Origin of the sequence: Phenylobacterium sp. VNQ135 (assembly GCF_049445735.1) — a bacterium.
Classification (GTDB): domain Bacteria; phylum Pseudomonadota; class Alphaproteobacteria; order Caulobacterales; family Caulobacteraceae; genus Phenylobacterium.
Genome location: NZ_JBMSDS010000003.1, coordinates 480,654 through 497,568, shown reverse-complemented (window position 1 = coordinate 497,568; position 16,915 = coordinate 480,654). Strand labels below are relative to the sequence as shown.

12 protein-coding genes are annotated in these 16,915 nt (G+C 70.3%); 7 read left to right on the top strand and 5 right to left on the bottom strand.

The window, feature by feature from the left end; genetic code table 11:
- Positions 1 to 10: 10 nt before the first annotated feature.
- Positions 11 to 472 carry a peroxiredoxin gene (locus ACO2Q0_RS13585; protein ID WP_423352039.1) on the top strand — a complete coding sequence of 154 codons (462 nt, stop codon included), beginning with the start codon at positions 11 to 13 and terminating at the stop codon, positions 470 to 472.
- Positions 473 to 648: 176 nt separating this feature from the next.
- Positions 649 to 1,803 (top strand): M23 family metallopeptidase, encoded by a 1,155-nt coding sequence (locus tag ACO2Q0_RS13580; protein WP_423352038.1) that lies wholly within the window; start codon positions 649 to 651, stop codon positions 1,801 to 1,803.
- 2 nt (positions 1,804 to 1,805) lie between these two features.
- Here ACO2Q0_RS13580 and prfB read toward each other — a convergent pair.
- From prfB to ACO2Q0_RS13560, 4 genes are all read right to left on the bottom strand, one after another.
- A protein-coding gene (gene prfB, locus ACO2Q0_RS13575; RefSeq protein ID WP_423352037.1) for a peptide chain release factor 2 occupies positions 1,806 to 2,925 on the bottom strand; the annotation gives its coding sequence in 2 pieces (ribosomal slippage) (positions 1,806 to 2,855 and positions 2,857 to 2,925; 1,119 coding nt in all).
- Between the two features lie 59 nt (positions 2,926 to 2,984).
- On the bottom strand, positions 2,985 to 5,423 hold the full coding sequence (locus ACO2Q0_RS13570; RefSeq protein ID WP_423352036.1) for a penicillin-binding protein 1A: 2,439 nt from the start codon (positions 5,421 to 5,423) through the stop codon (positions 2,985 to 2,987).
- Between the two features lie 149 nt (positions 5,424 to 5,572).
- Positions 5,573 to 6,121 carry a hypothetical protein gene (locus tag ACO2Q0_RS13565; protein WP_423352035.1) on the bottom strand — a complete coding sequence of 183 codons (549 nt, stop codon included), beginning with the start codon at positions 6,119 to 6,121 and terminating at the stop codon, positions 5,573 to 5,575.
- A gap of 58 nt (positions 6,122 to 6,179) precedes the next feature.
- The gene (locus ACO2Q0_RS13560) at positions 6,180 to 8,087 is read right to left on the bottom strand and encodes a potassium transporter Kup (RefSeq protein WP_423352034.1); all 1,908 of its coding nucleotides are present in this window, start codon (positions 8,085 to 8,087) and stop codon (positions 6,180 to 6,182) included.
- 124 nt (positions 8,088 to 8,211) lie between these two features.
- Here ACO2Q0_RS13560 and ACO2Q0_RS13555 point away from each other — a divergent pair, with 124 nt between their 5' ends.
- Positions 8,212 to 9,669, top strand: coding sequence for a sensor histidine kinase (locus tag ACO2Q0_RS13555; protein WP_423352033.1), 1,458 nt, complete (start codon positions 8,212 to 8,214; stop codon positions 9,667 to 9,669).
- Positions 9,666 to 10,337 carry a response regulator transcription factor gene (locus ACO2Q0_RS13550; protein WP_423352032.1) on the top strand — a complete coding sequence of 224 codons (672 nt, stop codon included), beginning with the start codon at positions 9,666 to 9,668 and terminating at the stop codon, positions 10,335 to 10,337. The genes ACO2Q0_RS13555 and ACO2Q0_RS13550 overlap by 4 nt, the downstream gene beginning before the upstream one ends.
- A 2-nt stretch (positions 10,338 to 10,339) precedes the next feature.
- Here ACO2Q0_RS13550 and ACO2Q0_RS13545 read toward each other — a convergent pair whose 3' ends face one another.
- Positions 10,340 to 11,524 carry an N-acetylmuramoyl-L-alanine amidase family protein gene (locus ACO2Q0_RS13545; protein ID WP_423352031.1) on the bottom strand — a complete coding sequence of 395 codons (1,185 nt, stop codon included), beginning with the start codon at positions 11,522 to 11,524 and terminating at the stop codon, positions 10,340 to 10,342.
- Between the two features lie 457 nt (positions 11,525 to 11,981).
- Between ACO2Q0_RS13545 and ACO2Q0_RS13540 the strand changes: the two genes are divergently transcribed.
- The 3 genes from ACO2Q0_RS13540 to ACO2Q0_RS13530 are packed head-to-tail and all read left to right on the top strand — an operon-like array spanning position 11,982 to position 16,873.
- Positions 11,982 to 14,642, top strand: coding sequence for an Rne/Rng family ribonuclease (locus ACO2Q0_RS13540; protein ID WP_423352030.1), 2,661 nt, complete (start codon positions 11,982 to 11,984; stop codon positions 14,640 to 14,642).
- A gap of 55 nt (positions 14,643 to 14,697) precedes the next feature.
- Positions 14,698 to 16,113, top strand: a complete 1,416-nt coding sequence (locus tag ACO2Q0_RS13535; RefSeq protein ID WP_423352029.1) for a M48 family metalloprotease — start codon at positions 14,698 to 14,700, stop codon at positions 16,111 to 16,113.
- A gap of 19 nt (positions 16,114 to 16,132) precedes the next feature.
- Positions 16,133 to 16,873 carry a DsbA family protein gene (locus tag ACO2Q0_RS13530; protein ID WP_423352028.1) on the top strand — a complete coding sequence of 247 codons (741 nt, stop codon included), beginning with the start codon at positions 16,133 to 16,135 and terminating at the stop codon, positions 16,871 to 16,873.
- Positions 16,874 to 16,915: the final 42 nt, after the last annotated feature.

Sequence of the window (16,915 nt, the reverse complement as noted above, 5' to 3'; positions counted from 1 at the left end):
GAGCAGGACGATGACGGACGTGACCGAAGGCGCTCCCGCGCCCGACTTCGAGCTGGAGACCGCGGACGGTCCCGTCCGTCTCGCCGACTTCGCCGGCAAGACCCTGGTGCTCTACTTCTACCCCAAAGACGACACGACCGGCTGCACCCGCGAGGCGCAGGATTTCACGGCGTTGGCCACTGAATTCGCTAAAGCCGGCGCGGCGATCGTCGGCGTCTCGAAGGACAGCGTGAAGTCGCACGCGAAGTTCGCCGCGAAATACGGTCTGGGCGTGATCCTGGGCTCCGATCCCGAAGGCGCGGTCATTGAGCGCTACGGCTCGTGGGTGGAGAAGACGCTCTACGGCCGCAACTACATGGGCATCGACCGGTCCACCTTCCTGATCCGCGACGGACGCATCGCGCGCATCTGGCGCAAGGTGCGCGTGCCCAACCATGCTCAGCAGGTGCTGGAAGCCGTGCAGGCGCTTTAGCGCGACTGTGGCGCGGGCGCCGCGGTGCGGACATCTGTTCGCGAAAGGATGGACTTCCGGCGCCGACAGGCTCAGCCTGCGGCTACGCGCCGCTTTTGGTTAAGAAAGCGTCAATTCGCCTTGCCTGCCTAGAAGTTCTAGCTGCATATGCCCCACGTCTCTGGGGCGGGGGCTGCATGACACGTCTGGCGCGACTTCGTCGTTCCATCGAGGAACTCTTCCCGGAGCGGCACCTCTACGTGCGCTCCGGCGGGGCCATGAAGGCCTTCATCCTCACCTCCTCCAAGCAGATGATGATCGCGGGCGTCGTCGCCGGCGGCGCCTTGTGGATGGGCGTCTGCACCGCCGCCATGCTGGTCAACCTCCTGTCCACGTCTGCGACCGACCGCGAGATCGCCCAGCTGAAGGCGCAGTCCGAGCGCTACGTCGCCGACCGCCAGGCGCGGCTGGACAGCGCGCTCGCGCAGCTCAACGCCGCCTCGGGCTCCAACGCCGACCTTGCGGCCAACATCGAGAAGCGCCACGCAGCGCTGGCCCTGCTGCTCACGGACCTCAAGGGCGCGCCTGGCGCCGCCGAGACCCTGACGCCGGCGATCAACAAGGCGCTGGCCAGCGACGGCGCCAATCCGGCCCGCCGCGTTGAGATGGTGCGCGCCGGCCAGGAACAGCTGCTGGACGCCGCCGACAGCTTCGCCAAGAGCCGGGCCGACCGGTTGCGGCTGGCGTTCCGCATGGCGGGCCTAACGCCGTCGGCCTTCGTGCCCAAGGGCGGCGCCCTTGGCGGACCGCTGATTGAATCCCGCGATCCCCGCGCGCTGGCCGCCGTCCTCGACGTGGACGAGGACTTCGCCGTCCGCATCCAGCGCACCGCCCGCGATGTGTCGGAAGCCCGCGCGCTGACCGACGCGGCCCAGGACCTGCCGTTCGCGCGCCCGACCGGCGGCGCGGCCCAGACCAGCAGCTTCGGCGTCCGCTTCGATCCGTTCACCCGCCGCCCGGCCTTCCACTCGGGCCTGGACTTCGCGGGCGGCTACGCGACCCCGATCCAGTCCACCGGCCCCGGCGTCGTGTCGTTCACGGGGGTCCGGCCGGGCTACGGCAAGACCATCGAGATCGACCACGGCCGCGGTCTCAAGACCCGCTACGCCCACCTGTCCGGCATCGCGGTCCGGCCGGGCGAGCGGGTCGGTCTCGGCCAGCGGATCGGCGCCATGGGCTCCACGGGCCGTTCGACCGGCACCCACCTGCACTACGAGGTCTGGGTCAACGGACGCGCCCAGAACCCGAACCGTTTCCTCAAAGCCGGCCAGTACGTCCAGCAGGGCGACTGAGGCTAGGCGGCCGCGTCGCGGGTCGCGCCCACGCGCTGGGCCAGGGCCGCGCCCATGAACTGGTCGAGATCGCCATCCAGCACGCCGCCGGTGTCGGAGGTTTCCACCTCGGTGCGCAGGTCCTTCACCATCTGGTACGGCTGCAGGACGTAGCTGCGGATCTGGTGGCCCCAGCCGATATCGGTCTTCTGGTCTTCCAGCGCCTGCTGGGCCGCTTCCCGCTTCTCCAGCTCGGCCTCATAGAGGCGGGCCTTCAGCATCTTCCAGGCCTGGTCGCGGTTCTGGTGCTGCGAGCGCTGGTTCTGGCAGGCCACGACGATCCCGGTCGGGATGTGGGTCAGACGCACGGCCGAGTCGGTCTTGTTGACGTGCTGACCGCCGGCGCCCGAGGCCCGGTAGGTGTCGGTGCGGACGTCCGCCGGGTTGATCTCGATCTCGATGGTGTCGTCGACAACCGGATAGACCCAGACCGAGGCGAAGCTCGTGTGCCGCTTGGCGGCGCTGTCGAAGGGCGAGATGCGCACCAGGCGGTGGACGCCCGCCTCGGTCTTCAGCCAGCCGTAGGCGTTCGTCCCCTTCACCTGCAGGGTCACCGACTTGATGCCGGCCTGTTCGCCGGGCGTCTCTTCCAGGAAGTCGACGGTCATGCCGTGGGCGTTGGCCCAGCGGGTGTACATGCGCAGCAGCATGCCCGCCCAGTCGTTGGACTCGGTGCCGCCGGCGCCGGAGTTGATCTCGACGAAGGCGTCGTTGCCGTCCGCCTCGCCCGACAGCAGGGCCTCCAGTTCGGCGCGGCTGGCGCGCTCCTTGATCTCGCGGAGCTGGGCGCGCGCTTCTTCGAGAGAGGCCTCGTCGCCCTCCTCGTCCGCCATTTCGGCGTAGCCCAGCGCATCGGCCAGGTCGCGCTCCAGCGCCTGGACGGCTTCCACCTGAGCGGACAGCCGCGAGCGTTCGCGGGAGACGGCCTGGGCCTCGTCAGGATTGTTCCACAGGGTCGGGTCCTCGACCCGGGCGTTCAGCTCATCGAGCTTCCGGAGCGCAGGCTCCCAGTCAAAGACGCCTCCTGAGCAGTTCGATCGACTGCTCGATGTCGGCCTTGGCGGCCTCGACATCCAATCTCATGGGACACTCCAATATCAGGCCGGCGGAGATAGTCCGCGCCGGGCCTCAGAACAAGCGGGCTAGAAGAGATCCGAGAGATCGTCCTGCTTCTTGGGCGGCGGCGGGGCGACGGCGGCGCCGGCGTTGGGCGCGCCGGTCAGCCCGTCCTGCCAGACCTTGTTGTAAGGCTGCGGTCCGCGCGGGAGGCCGCCAGCCGCGCCGACCGGCGCCTGGGCGACCTGGGGCTCGGTGCCCGGCCGGAACGCCTCGCGGATGCCGCGGACGGTGACGTACTTGGCGTTGCTGGGCGCCTTGAACGGGATGGCGGGCGTGTCCTTGAGCGCCTCTTCCATGAACTCGGTGAAGATCGGCACCGCCGAGCGGCTCCCAGTCTCGCCGTCGCCGAGGCTGCGGTTGTCGTCGAAGCCGATGAAGACGCCGACCACCATCTGGGGCGAGAAGCCCATGAACCAGGCCGAGCGGTAGTCGTTCGTCGTGCCCGTCTTGCCGCCCAGCGGCTTGCCGATGCGGGAGGCGTAGGTGGCGGTGCCCCGCTGGACGACCCCCTCCAGCATGGACGTGATCTGATAGGCGGTGATCGGGTCCATGACCTGGGCGCCAGTGCGGGGGATGCGTGGGCTCTCGGCGCCGGAGAAGCCGGCGTCGCAGCGCGGGCATTCGCGGCGGTCGGCGCGCCAGATCACCTTGCCGTTGCGGTCCTCGACCAGCTCGATCAGGTGCGGCTCGACCTTGCGGCCGCCGTTCAGGAACGAGGAATAGGCGCCGGCCATCCGGAAGACCGTGGTCTCGCCCGAGCCCAGGGCCATGGCGAGGACCTTGTCCATCTTGTCGGTCACGCCCATGCGCACCGCGAGATCGCTGATCTTGGTCATGCCGACCCCCTGGGCGAGGCGCACGGTCATGGTGTTGCGCGAGAGCTCCAGGCCCCGGCGCAGGGTCAGCGCGCCGAAGTAGTCGCGGTTGTAGTTCTCGGGCGTCCAGGCCTGGCCGTTGGCGCCGCGCAGGGTGATCGGGGCGTCCAGCACGGTGCTGGCGGGCGTGTAGCCGCTCTCCAGCGCCGCCGCGTAGACGATCGGCTTGAAGGCCGAACCCGGCTGGCGATAGGCCTGGGTCGCCCGGTTGAAGCTGGACAGCGAGAACGAATAGCCGCCGACCATCGCCAGGACCCGGCCCGAGTTCGGCTCCATGACGACCATCGCGCCATTGACCGCCGGGACCTGCTTCAGGCGGAAGCCCGCGCCCTTCTCGTTCGGCGCGACGAAGACGAGGTCGCCGGTCCCGATACCCTTGCCGCGGCGCGCCCAGGCGACGTCCTCGCCGGCCAGCGCGCCGCTTTCGCCGTCGATGGTGCGGACCTGGACCGAGCCGCCCGCCACGCTCGTGACGACGGCCTGGCGCCAGCTGCGCCGCTCGGCGGGCCTGGCCTTCTTCTTGGCCTCGGCTTCCCAGCCGGCGAGCGTGGTCACCTGCCCCCAGGCGCCGCGCCAGCCGTGGCGGCGGTCGTATTCTTCCAGCCCGTTCATCAGCGCCAGGCGCGCCGCGCTCTGCAGCCGGGGGTCCAGGGTCGTGCGCACATAGTAGCCGCCGGCGTTCAGGCGCTCGTCGCCGAGCTGCTCCATGCCGAGGGCGCGCCGGCGCACCTCCTCCACGAAATAGTCCGCGTCGCGATACTGGGCGCGGCTGGGAGCGGGCTGGACCTTAAGGTCCTCGGCCTGGGCCGCGCGGGCCTGGGCGCGGGTGACCATCCCGAGATCGGCCATCTGGTCCAGCACCCAGTTGCGCCGGGCCATGGCCTGCCGCTTGCGGCGGATCGGATGGTAGTTGTCGGGGCCCTTGGGCAGAGAGGCCAGGTAGGCGCTCTCGGCCAGGGTGAGTTCGCTGACCGACTTGCCGAAGTAGTTGTAGGCCGCCGCGCCGACCCCATAGGAGCGGTAACCCAGCCAGATTTCGTTGAGGTACAGCTCCAGGATCCGCTCTTTGGTAAGCGTGCCCTCGAGCTGCGAGGCGAGGATCGCCTCCTTCAGCTTGCGGCCGATGGTGGCGTCGCTGGTCAGCAGGATGTTCTTGGCCACCTGCTGGGTGATGGTGGAGCCGCCTTCCAGCCGCCTCCCCTGCGCCAGGTTGAGCACGTTCTTGGCCATGGCGCGGCCCAGGCCGCCCACGTCCACGCCGCGGTGGTGGAAGAAGCTGTGGTCCTCGGCGGCGAGGAAGGCCTGCGCCGTCTGCTTGGGTATCGCCTCGTAGGGCACGAAGATCCGCCGCTCGCGCGAGAACTCGCCGATCAGCGTGCCGTCCCAGGCGTAGGCCCGCGTCGCGGTCGGCGGATGGTAGTCCACCAAGTCGCCGGCGTCGGGCATGTCGTGGAACAGCCACGCCGCATAGATCGCAGCGGCGAACGCCGTCACTGCGATGAAGCTCAGGACCACGACGCCCGCGAGCGCCAGCGCGCGCGGCGGCGGCGCCGTCTCGGGTCCTGGCTGTCCTGCGGGGGGATTCAAGTCAGACTCGCTCCGAGGCGCCGGTGCGCCGCCAAGTGGCTCGGGTCTAGCCTGTGTCGGGCCGGGCGCCAACGGGATCGGCGGCGGCCCGCGTCAGCGCGACGCGGGCGAAGGACCTGGACGCGAACCTTGGCCTTCGAAGGGCGAACCTAGCCCGAGCCTCGCCAGGCGCCCTCCCGATCGACTTCCGGCTCGGGGGGCGGGACGCGCCGCACGACGCCGTCGGTCCCCACCTGGAAGCCGAGGCGCTCCAGGACCCGGCCGACCTGGTCGCCCAGGTCGTCGGAGAAGAAGGTGTCGGACATGACCTCGACATGGACGGCGTCGTCGATCTGCTCGTCGAACACCGCCTCCTCGTCCTCGTCCATATCCTCGGTTTCGCGCCAGATCAGCGCCTCGACGCCGGTGCGGATGCGGTTGCGCCGGGCGTCGACCTTCTGACGTTCCAGCTTGGCCGCTCGATCGGCGTCGTCGCGGACGTCACGCTTCAGCTCGCGCACCAGACGGGCTTCCAGCGCCAGGCTCTGGCGGATCGATCGTGAGACGCGCTGGAACACCAGCGCCTGCCGCGCCCGCTCCTCGGGCGTCTCGGCCGCCTCGGCGTCGCGTCGGGCGTCTCGGGCGAACGCCATGCCGAGCTCGGAAAGCTCCGCAAGGACGGCCGCATGGCGCTCCATCATCTCAGCCGGGCTGAACATGAACATAACGAGAACATGAAAGCTGGCGAAACGCAAGCGAAAATGCCCGGGATGACCCCTAGATGGAGACCTGGGCGCCGAGTTCCACGACCCTGGACGGCGGCACGCGGAAGTAGTCCGCGGCGCGTTCGGCATTGCGCAGCAGATAGGCGAAGAGGCGGTCCTGGACCTGGGCGAGGCCGGACCGAGGCCGCAGGACCAGGCTGCGCCGACTGACGAAGAACGACGTCTTCATGATGTCGAACGTCAGGCCCTTGGCGCGGGCGAGCGCCAGCCCCTCCATGATGTCGGGCGTCTCCATATAGCCGAAGGTGAGCGTCAGGCCCGTGAAACCCGGCGCCAGTTCGGCGACCTCCACCCGCTCGGCGTCGGCGACGCGGGGCCGACGCAGGGTCTTCACGGTCAGCAGTACGACGCGTTCGTGCAGGACCTGGTTGTGTTTGAGGTTGTGCAGCAGGGAGCTCGGAACCTTGCCGGGCTCGGCGGCGAGGAAGATGGCCGTGCCCCTGGCGCGCATCGGCGGCCGATCCTTCAACATGCGCGCGACGTCGGCCAGGTCGAGGTCGCTCTGTTCGGCCTTCGCAAGCCGGGCGCGGCCCCGGGTCCAGGTCCACATCACGAAGATCAGGGCGGCGGCCAGCAGCAGGGGCACGTAGCCGCCGTGGGCGACCTTCATCAGGTTGGCCGCAAGGAAGCCGGCTTCGACCAGGAGGAACGGCGAGAAGACGAGCAGCGAGACGAGGATCGAGCGCTTCTTCAGCCGGTGGATGGCCACGACCGCCAGGATCGACGAGGTGATCATCGCGCCGACCACCGAGACGCCGTAGGCGCTGGCCAGGGCGCTGGACGAGCCGAAGCCGAGCACCAGGGCCGTGACGCCGAACAGGAGGATCCAGTTGACCTGGGGCGCATAGATCTGGCCGGCGTGGTGCTCGGACGTGGGCTTGAGCGTCAGGCGCGGCAGGAGGCCCAGCTGGACGGCCTGCTGAGTCAGGGAGAACGCGCCCGATATCACGGCCTGGCTGGCGATGACGGTGGCGGCGGTGGCGAGAGCGACCAGGGGAAGCTGGAACCACTCGGGGGCCAGCAGGAAGAACGGGCTCTCTGCGGCCTGGGGGTTCTCGAGCACCAGGGCCCCCTGGCCGAGGTAGTTGAGGGTGAGGCACGGGAAGACGAGGCCCAGCCAGACGGCGCTGATCGGCTTGCGACCGAAGTGGCCCATGTCGGCGTAAAGCGCCTCGGCGCCGGTGACGGTCAGGAACACCGAGCCCAGGATGACGGCGGCGAGCCCAGGATGCCGCTGGAGGACGCCCAACCCGTAGAGGGGGTCGAGGGCCGCAAGCACCTGGGGCGCAAGCGCGATGGCGCGCACGCCGAGAACGGCCAGAACCACGAACCAGACGACGCAGATGGGCCCGAACCAGCGCCCGACGCCCCCCGTGCCGCGACGCTGGACGGCGAAGAGCCCGACGATGACGGCGAGCGAGATCGGGACGATGAACGGGTCGATGCGCCCTTCGAGGCCGTCGATCACCCGCAAGCCCTCCACCGCCGACAACACCGAGATGGCCGGCGTCAGCATCGCGTCGCCCAGGAAGAGGCCGGCGCCGAGCATGCCGGTGAGCAGAACCAGGCCCGCGCCACGGCCGCCGGCGCGCTGAACGAGGGCCATGAGCGAAAGCGTGCCGCCCTCGCCCCGGTTGTCGAAGCGCATGAGGATGAAGACGTACTTCAGCGTGACGATGATCATCAGCGCCCAGAACATCAGCGAAATGACGCCGATCACATCAGCCACGGCGAGAGCCCCGGCCGGCCCGCGAAGATGCGAGACGGATTCCTTGAACGCGTAGAGCGGGCTGGTGCCGATGTCGCCGTAGACGACGCCGGCGGAGCCCAGGGCGAGCGCGAGGAAGGTCTTGAAGCTGGGCGCCTGGGCCGGCGCCTCGTCGTGGGTGATGGCGGACATGCAAGCCCTCAGTCTGAACAGGGCCGCCTTGTCGCGCCGGGCGACATAAAGATCCCATGTGGTTGAGAGGGTGCGGCGCCGCTTGGCGCTTGCGGCGCAGCCTTGGCGGACGATCTTAGGCGGCATGCTGTCCCCCCGGCCCGCCCCGTTGCTCAGCCATGCCGTCGCCGTCGCCCTGGTGGCGCTCGCGACCCTGACGGCTCTGGCGATCGAGCAGGCCGCCCCGGCGCCGAACCTCTCGCTGCTGTTCGTGCTGCCCGTGGTGGTGTGCGCGATCCGCTACGGCGCGGCGCCGGCCTTGAGCGCGGCGGTGCTGGGGGTGCTGACCTGCAACTTCTTCCTGATCGAGCCTCGGTACACGCTGCGGGTGGCGGATGCGGCGAACGTGCTGGGCCTGGCGCTCCTGCTGATCGTGGCCCTGACGGTGAGCGCGGTCGCGACGCAGGCCCGGCGCCGGACGATCGAGGCGCTTGAGGCCGCCCAGCGGGCCGCCGCGGTGCGGGAGCTGGCTCGCGACCTGATGGCCGAGCGCGATCCCCAGGCCCTCGCCCGCCGCGCCGCCGAGGCGCTGGCGAAGATGTTCAGGGCGCGAGCGTGCGTCCTGCTGGCCGAAGGCGACGCGTTGCAGGGGTGCGCCTCGGACGGGTCGCCGCTGGGCGAGGCCGACCTGGAGGCGGCCCGGCTGGCCGTGGCTTCGGGCCTTGCGACGCGCGGGGGCGCCTACCCGGTCGGCGAGGCGAGCTTCGATTTCTGGCCGCTGAGAACCGCGCTGCGGCGACATGCGGTGGTGGGCGTTGCAATCTCGGGCAGCGAGGACGGCAGGCCCTCGGAGCCCGAGAAGCTGGTGGAGACGGTGCTGGGCTACCTCGCCGTCGCCCTGGACCGCGAGGCCTATGCCGCGCAGGCGGTGGCAGGCGAGCTGGCGGTGGCGGGCGAGAAGCTGAAGACCGACCTTCTGGCGGCGGTCAGCCACGATCTGAAGACGCCGCTGTCGACCATCCTCTTCACGCTGCAAAGCCTCGGCCGGTTCGAACATGACAGGCAGGCCCGGGCCGACCTGCTCGCCGGCGCCGCGGCGGAGGCGTCGCGCCTGTCCGGCATGGTCGACAACCTGCTGGACATGAACCGGATCGAGGCCGGCGCGGTGAGCGTGCGCCCCGAGGCGTGCGACGCCGCCGACCTGGTCCAGGCCGCGCTGCTGCGGAGCGGTGTGGCGGCCGCGAACGACGCCGCGCCGGGCGTGGTGCTGCGCGTCGACCCGACGCTGTTCGAGACCGCGCTATCCAACGTGCTGGGCAATGCCGCGAAGTACGGGGGCGGCGGCGAGATCGGGGTGGCGGTCGGCGCCGAGGAGGGCGTGGGCTGGGTCGAGGTGGCTGACCGCGGACCGGGCTTCGGCGGCGACGCCGAACCGTTCTTCGAGAAGTTCGCGCGGGGGCGGACCGGCGACGGCAGGCCCCCGGGAACGGGGCTGGGCCTCGCCCTCGCACGCGCCTTCCTGCGCGCCATGGACGGCGATGTGACGGCCCACGACCGCGAGGGCGGCGGCGCGGTCGTCCGGCTGACGGCGCGGCTCGCATGAGCGATCCCGCGACCATCCTGGTGATTGAGGACGACGCCCACCTGAACGGCGCCCTGGCGGCGACCCTGAAGGCGGCCGGATATCGACCCGTGTCGGCGCGGACCGGCGCGGAGGGGCTGCGCTGGTTCAACCACTATTCGCCCGACCTCGTGCTGCTGGACCTGGGATTGCCGGACCGCGACGGGCTGGCCGTGATCCGCGAGCTGCGGACCAAGGGGGCGACGCCCATCGTGGTGCTGTCGGCGCGCGACGGCGAAGCGGTGAAGGTCGAGGCGCTGGACCTCGGCGCGGACGATTATGTGGCCAAGCCGTTCGGCGTCGACGAGTTGCTGGCCCGCCTGCGGGCGGCGCTGCGGCACGGCGTCCAGACGCGGGGATCGCAGCCCGTGGTGACGGCCGGCGATGTGGTCGTCGACATGGCCCGGCGCATGGTGACGCGGGGCGGCGCGGAGATCGCGCTGTCGCCCAAGGAATACGACCTGCTCAGCGAACTCGCCCTGCAACTCGATCGGCCGGTTCGCCACGCGGATCTGCTGCGTGCGGTGTGGGGCAGCGAGACGGCCGACGTCCAGTACCTGCGGGTCTATATCGGCCAGCTAAGACAGAAGCTCGGAAGCGAGCGGATCGAAGCGGTCCCGGGCGTCGGCTATCGGCTGAAGCCCGGATAGGATCAGCGGGCGGCGACCTTGAGGGCGTTGCCGAAGTGGTCGTCGATGGCGTCGCCGACGGCGTCCATGAACCGGGCGCGGCTGGCGGGGTCGCGCAGGCGGGCCTCGTCCTCGGGATTGTTGACGAAGCCCATCTCCAGCAGCACCGCCGGCACGTCGGGCGCGAGCAGCACCACGAGGCCCGCGTCGCGGTGGCTGCGGCGCAGCAGCGGCGCCTCGCCCTCGATGTTGGACAGCAGGGTCTGGGCGAACACGGCCGAGCGGTTGCGCGTGGCCCGCTGGGTCAGGTCGAAGAGGATGTCGCGGACGCCCTGGTCGCCGGCGAGGCTGGCCTTCATGAACCAGTCGTCCTTGCTGACGAACTGGGTCGAGCGCCGCGAGGCCTTGTCGGAGAGCGTGTAGACGCTGGCGCCCTTCAAGTTCGTGGTGGGGCCGGAATCCGAGTGCAGCGAGATGAACAGGTCGGCGTCGGCGCGCTGGGCGATGCGCACGCGGGTCTCCAGCGGGACGTAGACGTCGGAGTTGCGGGTCATCACAACCTTGTAGCGGCCCGTCTTCTCGAGCCGCGCCTTCAGCGCCAGGGCCGCGCCCAGATTGATGTCCTTCTCGTAGCCGTGGGCGCCCGAAGCGCCGACGTCCTTGCCGCCGTGGCCGGCGTCGATCACCACCACCTTCTTCAGCGGCAGCGGCGCGGTCTTGGCGGGGAGGAACTTGGTGCGCAGCGCGGGCGCGGCCGCGGTCGCCTGGGCCTTCGTCAGGCTGGCGCCGGGAGCGGCGGCGACGTCGATGACATAGCGGTAGTGCTCGACCCCGTCGGCGGGCGGCAGCAGGAAGCGGCGCTTCACCTTGGCGTCGGCCGTCAGGTCCATCTGCAGGCGGGCCTGGCCCTGGACCTCGTCGACCACCCAGGCCTTGACGACTCCGCGCCCGGCGCCCTGCAGGCCGTCGGGGGCGTCGACGCCCGGCATCATGACGACGACCCGGCGGTCGGCGGCGCCGTCGGAGACCACCTTCACGCTGGCCGACTTGTCGAGATCGATCACGACGCGGGTCTCGGCGCCGTCGCCGCCCAGGCGGACCTTCAGCAGCGAGACGGTGTCGGGCGCGGCGTGGGAGGCGGCCACGGCGACGAGGCCCAGGCCGCCGACCACCGCGGCGAGCAGCGCCCGCCCCCGGTTCCTGGCCATCGCCTGTCCCACTCGCCCCAGCATCACGCCACCTGTCCGCCCATGCGGAGTCGCGCATCGCGACTTCAACAGCCATATACACGCCGCGGCCGTAGACAATCGGTTAACGAGGTCTTTCATGCCGCAGGACCGACGCAGCGCGCGCTTTCCTTTTCGGACGCCGTGTTGCAAAGTCCGCCCCGCGCGACGACGTCGAGCCCGTTCCGGGCCCGTCGGACCGCGCGTCACGCAAACCGGCGTCGGCCTCGCTCGAGACCTTCGGCGACCACGCCTCCTCCGATCGCGCCGCTTCAGGCGCGCCTAGGAACACACCTGATGGGCTGCGCAGCTCAAGCCAATCCTGGCCTTGCCCCCCGAGACGCCGCTTCCGGCGCCCTCCGGGTCGGCGCGCGCGCCTATCCCCATCACCGGCAGCGCCAGGGCCCAGCCCACGCCGCGCGCCGTGGAGACGATCTGAATGTCCAAGACCATGTTGATCGACGCAGCCCACGCGGAAGAGACGCGTGTGGTGGTCGTCGACGGGAATCGCGTTGAAGAGTTCGATTTCGAAAGCCAGAACCGAAAGCAGCTTCGAGGGAACATCTATCTCGCCAAGGTGACGCGCGTTGAGCCGTCCCTGCAGGCGGCCTTCGTCGAGTACGGCGGCAACCGCCACGGCTTCCTGGCCTTCAACGAAATCCACCCCGACTACTACCAGATCCCGGTCGCCGACCGCGAAGCCCTGCTGCGCGAGGAGGCCGAGGAAGAGGACGAGGATCGCCACGAGCCTCGCGCCCGCAACGCCGAAGACGAGGACGAGGTCGACCTCGCCGCCTCGGACGACGAGGACGACGTCGTCGAGGAGGAGCTGGCCCGTCGCCGCCGCCGGCTGATGCGCCGCTACAAGATCCAGGAAGTGATCCGCCGCCGGCAGATCATGCTGGTCCAGGTCGTCAAGGAAGAGCGCGGCAACAAGGGCGCGGCGCTCACCACCTACCTGTCGCTCGCCGGCCGCTACGGCGTGCTGATGCCGAACACGGCGCGCGGCGGCGGCATCAGCCGCAAGATCACGACGGCCACCGACCGCAAGCGCCTGAAGAGCGTCGTCCAGAGCCTGGAAGTGCCGAACGGCATGGGCCTGATCGTCCGCACCGCCGGCGCCAAGCGCACCAAGGCCGAGATCAAGCGCGACTACGACTACCTGCTGCGCCTGTGGGAGAACATCCGCGAGAAGACGCTGCACTCGATCGCGCCGGCGCTGATCTACGAGGAAGAAGACCTCGTGAAGCGGGCGATCCGCGACCTCTACGACAAGGACATCGACGACGTGTTCGTCGAGGGCGAGGCCAGCTTCAAGGAAGCGCGCGACTTCATGCGCATGCTGATGCCCAGCCAGGCGAAGAAGGTGCAGTTCTACCGCGAACCGACGCCGCTCTTCGTGAAGCACAAGGTGGAAGACCACCTGTCGCAGATCTATTCGCCGGTCGTGCCGCTGCGATCGGGCGGGTACCTGGTGATCAACCAGACCGAGGCGCTGGTCGCCGTCGACGTGAACTCGGGCCGCGCCACGCGTGAGCGCAACATCGAGGCCACGGCGCTCAAGACCAACATGGAAGCGGCCGAGGAAGCCGCCCGCCAGCTGCGCCTGCGCGACCTCGCCGGCCTGATCGTCATCGACTTCATCGACATGGATGAGGCGAAGAACAACCGGGCGGTCGAGAAGAAGCTGAAGGATTGCCTGAAGGACGACCGCGCGCGGGTCCAGATGGGCAAGATCAGCCCCTTCGGCCTGATGGAGATCAGCCGCCAGCGCCGGCGCACCGGCGTGCTGGAGGGCACGACCCACGTCTGCGAGCACTGCGCCGGGACCGGCCGCGTCCGTTCGGTCGAATCGAGCGCCCTCGCCGCCCTGCGCGCGCTGGAGATCGAGGCGCTGAAGGGCGGCGGCGAGGCGACGCTCACCGTGCCGCGCGCCGTCGGCCTCTACATCCTGAACGAAAAGCGCGGCCACCTGGCCCGCCTGCACCACGCGTTCGGCCTGTTCGTCACGGTGGTGATCGACGACGAGATGGCGCACGCCGAGCACGGCATCGAGCGCACCGCCAGCGAAACCCGCGCCGAGCACGCGGCCGTCCTGGCGCCGGCGCAGGTCGCCTACACCCCGGCCGAGGCCGCCGATCTCGAGGACACCTTCGAGGACGAGGACCTCGAGGACGAGGACGAGGAAGAGGACGACGAGGACGTCTTCGAGGACGAGGACGATGAGGAACGGCCCCAGGCCCGCGCCCGCGAGGACCGCGAACCCCGCGGCGACCGCGAGGACGACGGCGGCCGCCGTGGCCGCCGCCGCCGCCGCCGGGGCCGTCGCGGCGACGAGCCGCGCGGCGAAGGGCGTGAACCCCGGCCGGAAGGTCAGCGCGAAGGCCGCGCCGAGGCCCCCGCCCCGGCTCACGGCGAAGACGACGACAGCCGTGAAGGCCGCCGTCGCCGCCGGGGCCGGCGCGGCGGGCGCCGCATGCGCGACGACTTCCGCCCGCACGATCCGTTCAGCTGGGTCCGCCCCTGGGTGCCGTACGGCGACGATCCCTTCGTCTGGTACGATCCGGCCGAGGACCTGAAGCCCGCCGCCCCGGCCAACGACGCCGGCGCCCCGCGCCCGACGCCGGTCGCCGCCGAAGCTGCCGCGCCCGCTCCGGCCCTCGCCGCCCCGGCGCCCGCCGCTTCGGGCGTCGAGGAGGACATCTGGGTCGAACTGCCGGCCGAGGACGAGAAGCCGAAGCGGGCGCGCCGCACCCGCGGTCGCGGCCGCGGCAAGGCCGAAGCCGAGGTCGAGACCGCCCCGGTCGACGCCACGGCCGAGACGCCGCCGGCCGAGGTTGCGATCGAGGCTCCGGCTCCCGAAGCCGCGCCCGAGCCTGAGCCCGCCGAGGCGCCCGCGCCGAAGAAGACCCGCAGCCGCAGCCGCAAGGCCGCAGCGCCGGTCGAGGCCGAGGTCCAACCGGTCGCCGCAGAGGCGGCCCCCGTTCCGGCCGCGCCCGAACCCGAACCGGCTCCCGAGCCGGTGTCGCGCGAGCCCGATCCGAACGAGATCTCGGGTCCTCCGCCGGCTCCGCGCAAAGGCTGGTGGCGTCGAGGCTGACGAACTACATTCCAAAGCGAGAGCGATCGAGGGGCGGTCTGGAGAAGCGTAGAGAATGACCTCCCTCTTCCCCTCGATTTCGGCCCGCTCGGTCTCCCGTCTTGCCCTGAGCCTGATCCTGGCGGCCTCCGTGGTCGCCAGGCCTGGCGCGGCGGCGGCCGAGGAAGGCATGTCGCTGATCCGCGACACCGAGATCGAAGAGATCCTGCTGAAGGACTCCGAGCCGATCCTCCAGGCCGCGGGGATCGACGCCAGCAACGTCGAGATCCTGCTCGTCGGGAGCAAGGAACTGAACGCCTTCGCCGCGCCGCGGGTGATGGGCTTCAACACAGGCCTCATCCTCGAGTCGGATACGCCGAACGAGCTGCAGGGCGTCATCGCCCACGAGGTGGGCCACCTGACCGGAGGCCACAGCGCCCGTCGCGACGAGATGAACAAGGCCGGCATGCGGCCCTTCCTCCTCACGATGGGTCTGGGCGTGCTCGCCGCCCTTGCTGGGTCGCCCGAGGCCGCCGCCGGCCTGGCCGGCAGCGCCAGCTACTTCGGCACGCTGGGCGCGATGGGGTTCAGCCGCGAACAGGAAGCCCGCGCCGACCAAGCGGGCGCGACCCTCCTCGACAAGGCCGGCCTCTCTGGAAAGGGGCTGGCCGAGTTCTTCGACAACTTCCGCTATCAGGAGGTCTTCGACGAGGCGCGGCGCTTCGCCTACTTCCGCAGCCACCCGATCTCCTCCGACCGGATCGAGGCGCTTCGCCGCCGCGTCGAGTCGCAGCCCAACTACAACAAGACCGACAGCCCCGAGGCCATGGCCGAGCACGCCATCATGAAGGCCAAGCTGGACGGCTTCATCAATCCGCAGGTGGCGATCACCAAGTACGGCGAGACGGACACCTCGTATCCCGCCCGCTACGCCCGCGCGATCGCCTACTACCAGCTGAAGGAGCCCGACCGGGCGCTGAAGCTGATCGACGCCCTGCTCCAGGAGCAGCCCGACAATCCCTACCTTTGGGAGCTGAAGGGCCAGATCCTGTTCGAATACGCCCGCACCGAGGAGGCGGAGGCCCCGCAGCGCAGGTCCGTCGCGCTGAAGCCTGACGCGCCGCTGCTGCGGGTGAACCTCGGACAGACCCTGATCGCGCTCGACGACAAGGCGAAGGTCCAGGAGGGGGTCGGCGAAATCCGCAAGGCGCTGACCCAGGAAGAGGACAACGCCGTCGCCTGGCGTCTGCTTGCCGAGGCCTACGACAAGCTGGGCCAGGACGGCATGGCGAGGCTGGCGACCGCCGAATACAACTTCTGGATCGGCGACCGCCGCCAGGCCCGGGTCTTCGCGATGCGCGCCCGCGAGATGCTGGACAAGGGTCGCCCGGAGTGGCGGCGCGCCACCGACATCGTCCTGGCCTCGGAGCCGACCCGCGAGGACATGCGTGAGCTGGCCCGCGAAGGCTCCACCACCCGCCGCTCGAACTGAACCCCATCACCCGAGTTCCATGACCCTGACCGTAAAGATCGCCGCGGCCCTGAGCGCCGCCCTCGCCCTTGCCGGGTGCCAGAAGCAGGACGACGAAGCCTTCGGCGAACGCGTGCGCGCCTATCTGCTGTCGCATCCCGAGGTGCTGCAGGAAGTCTCGGTGGCCTATCAGCAGAAGCAGCAGGCGGAACTCGCCAAGGCCGCCTCGACCGCCATCGGCAAGCATCGCGCGCAGCTCGAACGCGATCCGCGCGACTTCGTGGCCAATCCGAACGGGTCGGTGACGGTCGTCGAGTTCTTCGACTACAACTGCGCCTACTGCAAAATCGCCGCCCCCGACGTGGTGAAGCTAATCCGCGACAACCCGGACGTCCGGTTCGTGTTCAAGGAATTCGCGTTCCAGACCGAGGACTCGATCCTTGCCGGGCACATGGTGCTGACGCCGGTCGCCAAGCCGAAGTCGCTGGAACTGTACGCCGACCTGATGGCGGCCAAGCCGCTGAACCGGGCCGCCATCGACCGGATCTTCACGCAGCACGGCGTCGATCCGCAGGTCGCCCGCCAGCAAGCCGGCGACCCGGCCATCCAGCGGCAGCTGCTGGATATCCGCGCCCTGGCGCAGGCGTTGCATATCGACGGCACGCCGGCCTTCGTGGTGGGCGACAAGGTGATCCCGGGCGCCGACATCGACGCGCTGAAGGCGGCGATCACCGACGCCAAGGCCACGGGCCTGAAGCGTCCGACGGGCAACCCGGCGTAAGCCCGACGGCAAAGGCGGCGGGCCGGAGGCCTGCCGACTCCA

What these genes read in the sequence shown, in the direction of transcription:
- ACO2Q0_RS13585 (WP_423352039.1), top strand. Translation starts at nt 11, where the DNA reads ATGACGGACGTGACCGAAGGCGCTCCCGCGCCCGACTTCGAGCTGGAG.
- ACO2Q0_RS13580 (WP_423352038.1), top strand. Translation starts at nt 649, where the DNA reads ATGACACGTCTGGCGCGACTTCGTCGTTCCATCGAGGAACTCTTCCCG.
- ACO2Q0_RS13565 (WP_423352035.1), bottom strand. Translation starts at nt 6,121, where the DNA reads ATGTTCAGCCCGGCTGAGATGATGGAGCGCCATGCGGCCGTCCTTGCG.
- ACO2Q0_RS13560 (WP_423352034.1), bottom strand. Translation starts at nt 8,087, where the DNA reads ATGTCCGCCATCACCCACGACGAGGCGCCGGCCCAGGCGCCCAGCTTC.
- ACO2Q0_RS13555 (WP_423352033.1), top strand. Translation starts at nt 8,212, where the DNA reads ATGCTGTCCCCCCGGCCCGCCCCGTTGCTCAGCCATGCCGTCGCCGTC.
- ACO2Q0_RS13550 (WP_423352032.1), top strand. Translation starts at nt 9,666, where the DNA reads ATGAGCGATCCCGCGACCATCCTGGTGATTGAGGACGACGCCCACCTG.
- ACO2Q0_RS13545 (WP_423352031.1), bottom strand. Translation starts at nt 11,524, where the DNA reads ATGGCCAGGAACCGGGGGCGGGCGCTGCTCGCCGCGGTGGTCGGCGGC.
- ACO2Q0_RS13540 (WP_423352030.1), top strand. Translation starts at nt 11,982, where the DNA reads ATGTCCAAGACCATGTTGATCGACGCAGCCCACGCGGAAGAGACGCGT.
- ACO2Q0_RS13535 (WP_423352029.1), top strand. Translation starts at nt 14,698, where the DNA reads ATGACCTCCCTCTTCCCCTCGATTTCGGCCCGCTCGGTCTCCCGTCTT.
- ACO2Q0_RS13530 (WP_423352028.1), top strand. Translation starts at nt 16,133, where the DNA reads ATGACCCTGACCGTAAAGATCGCCGCGGCCCTGAGCGCCGCCCTCGCC.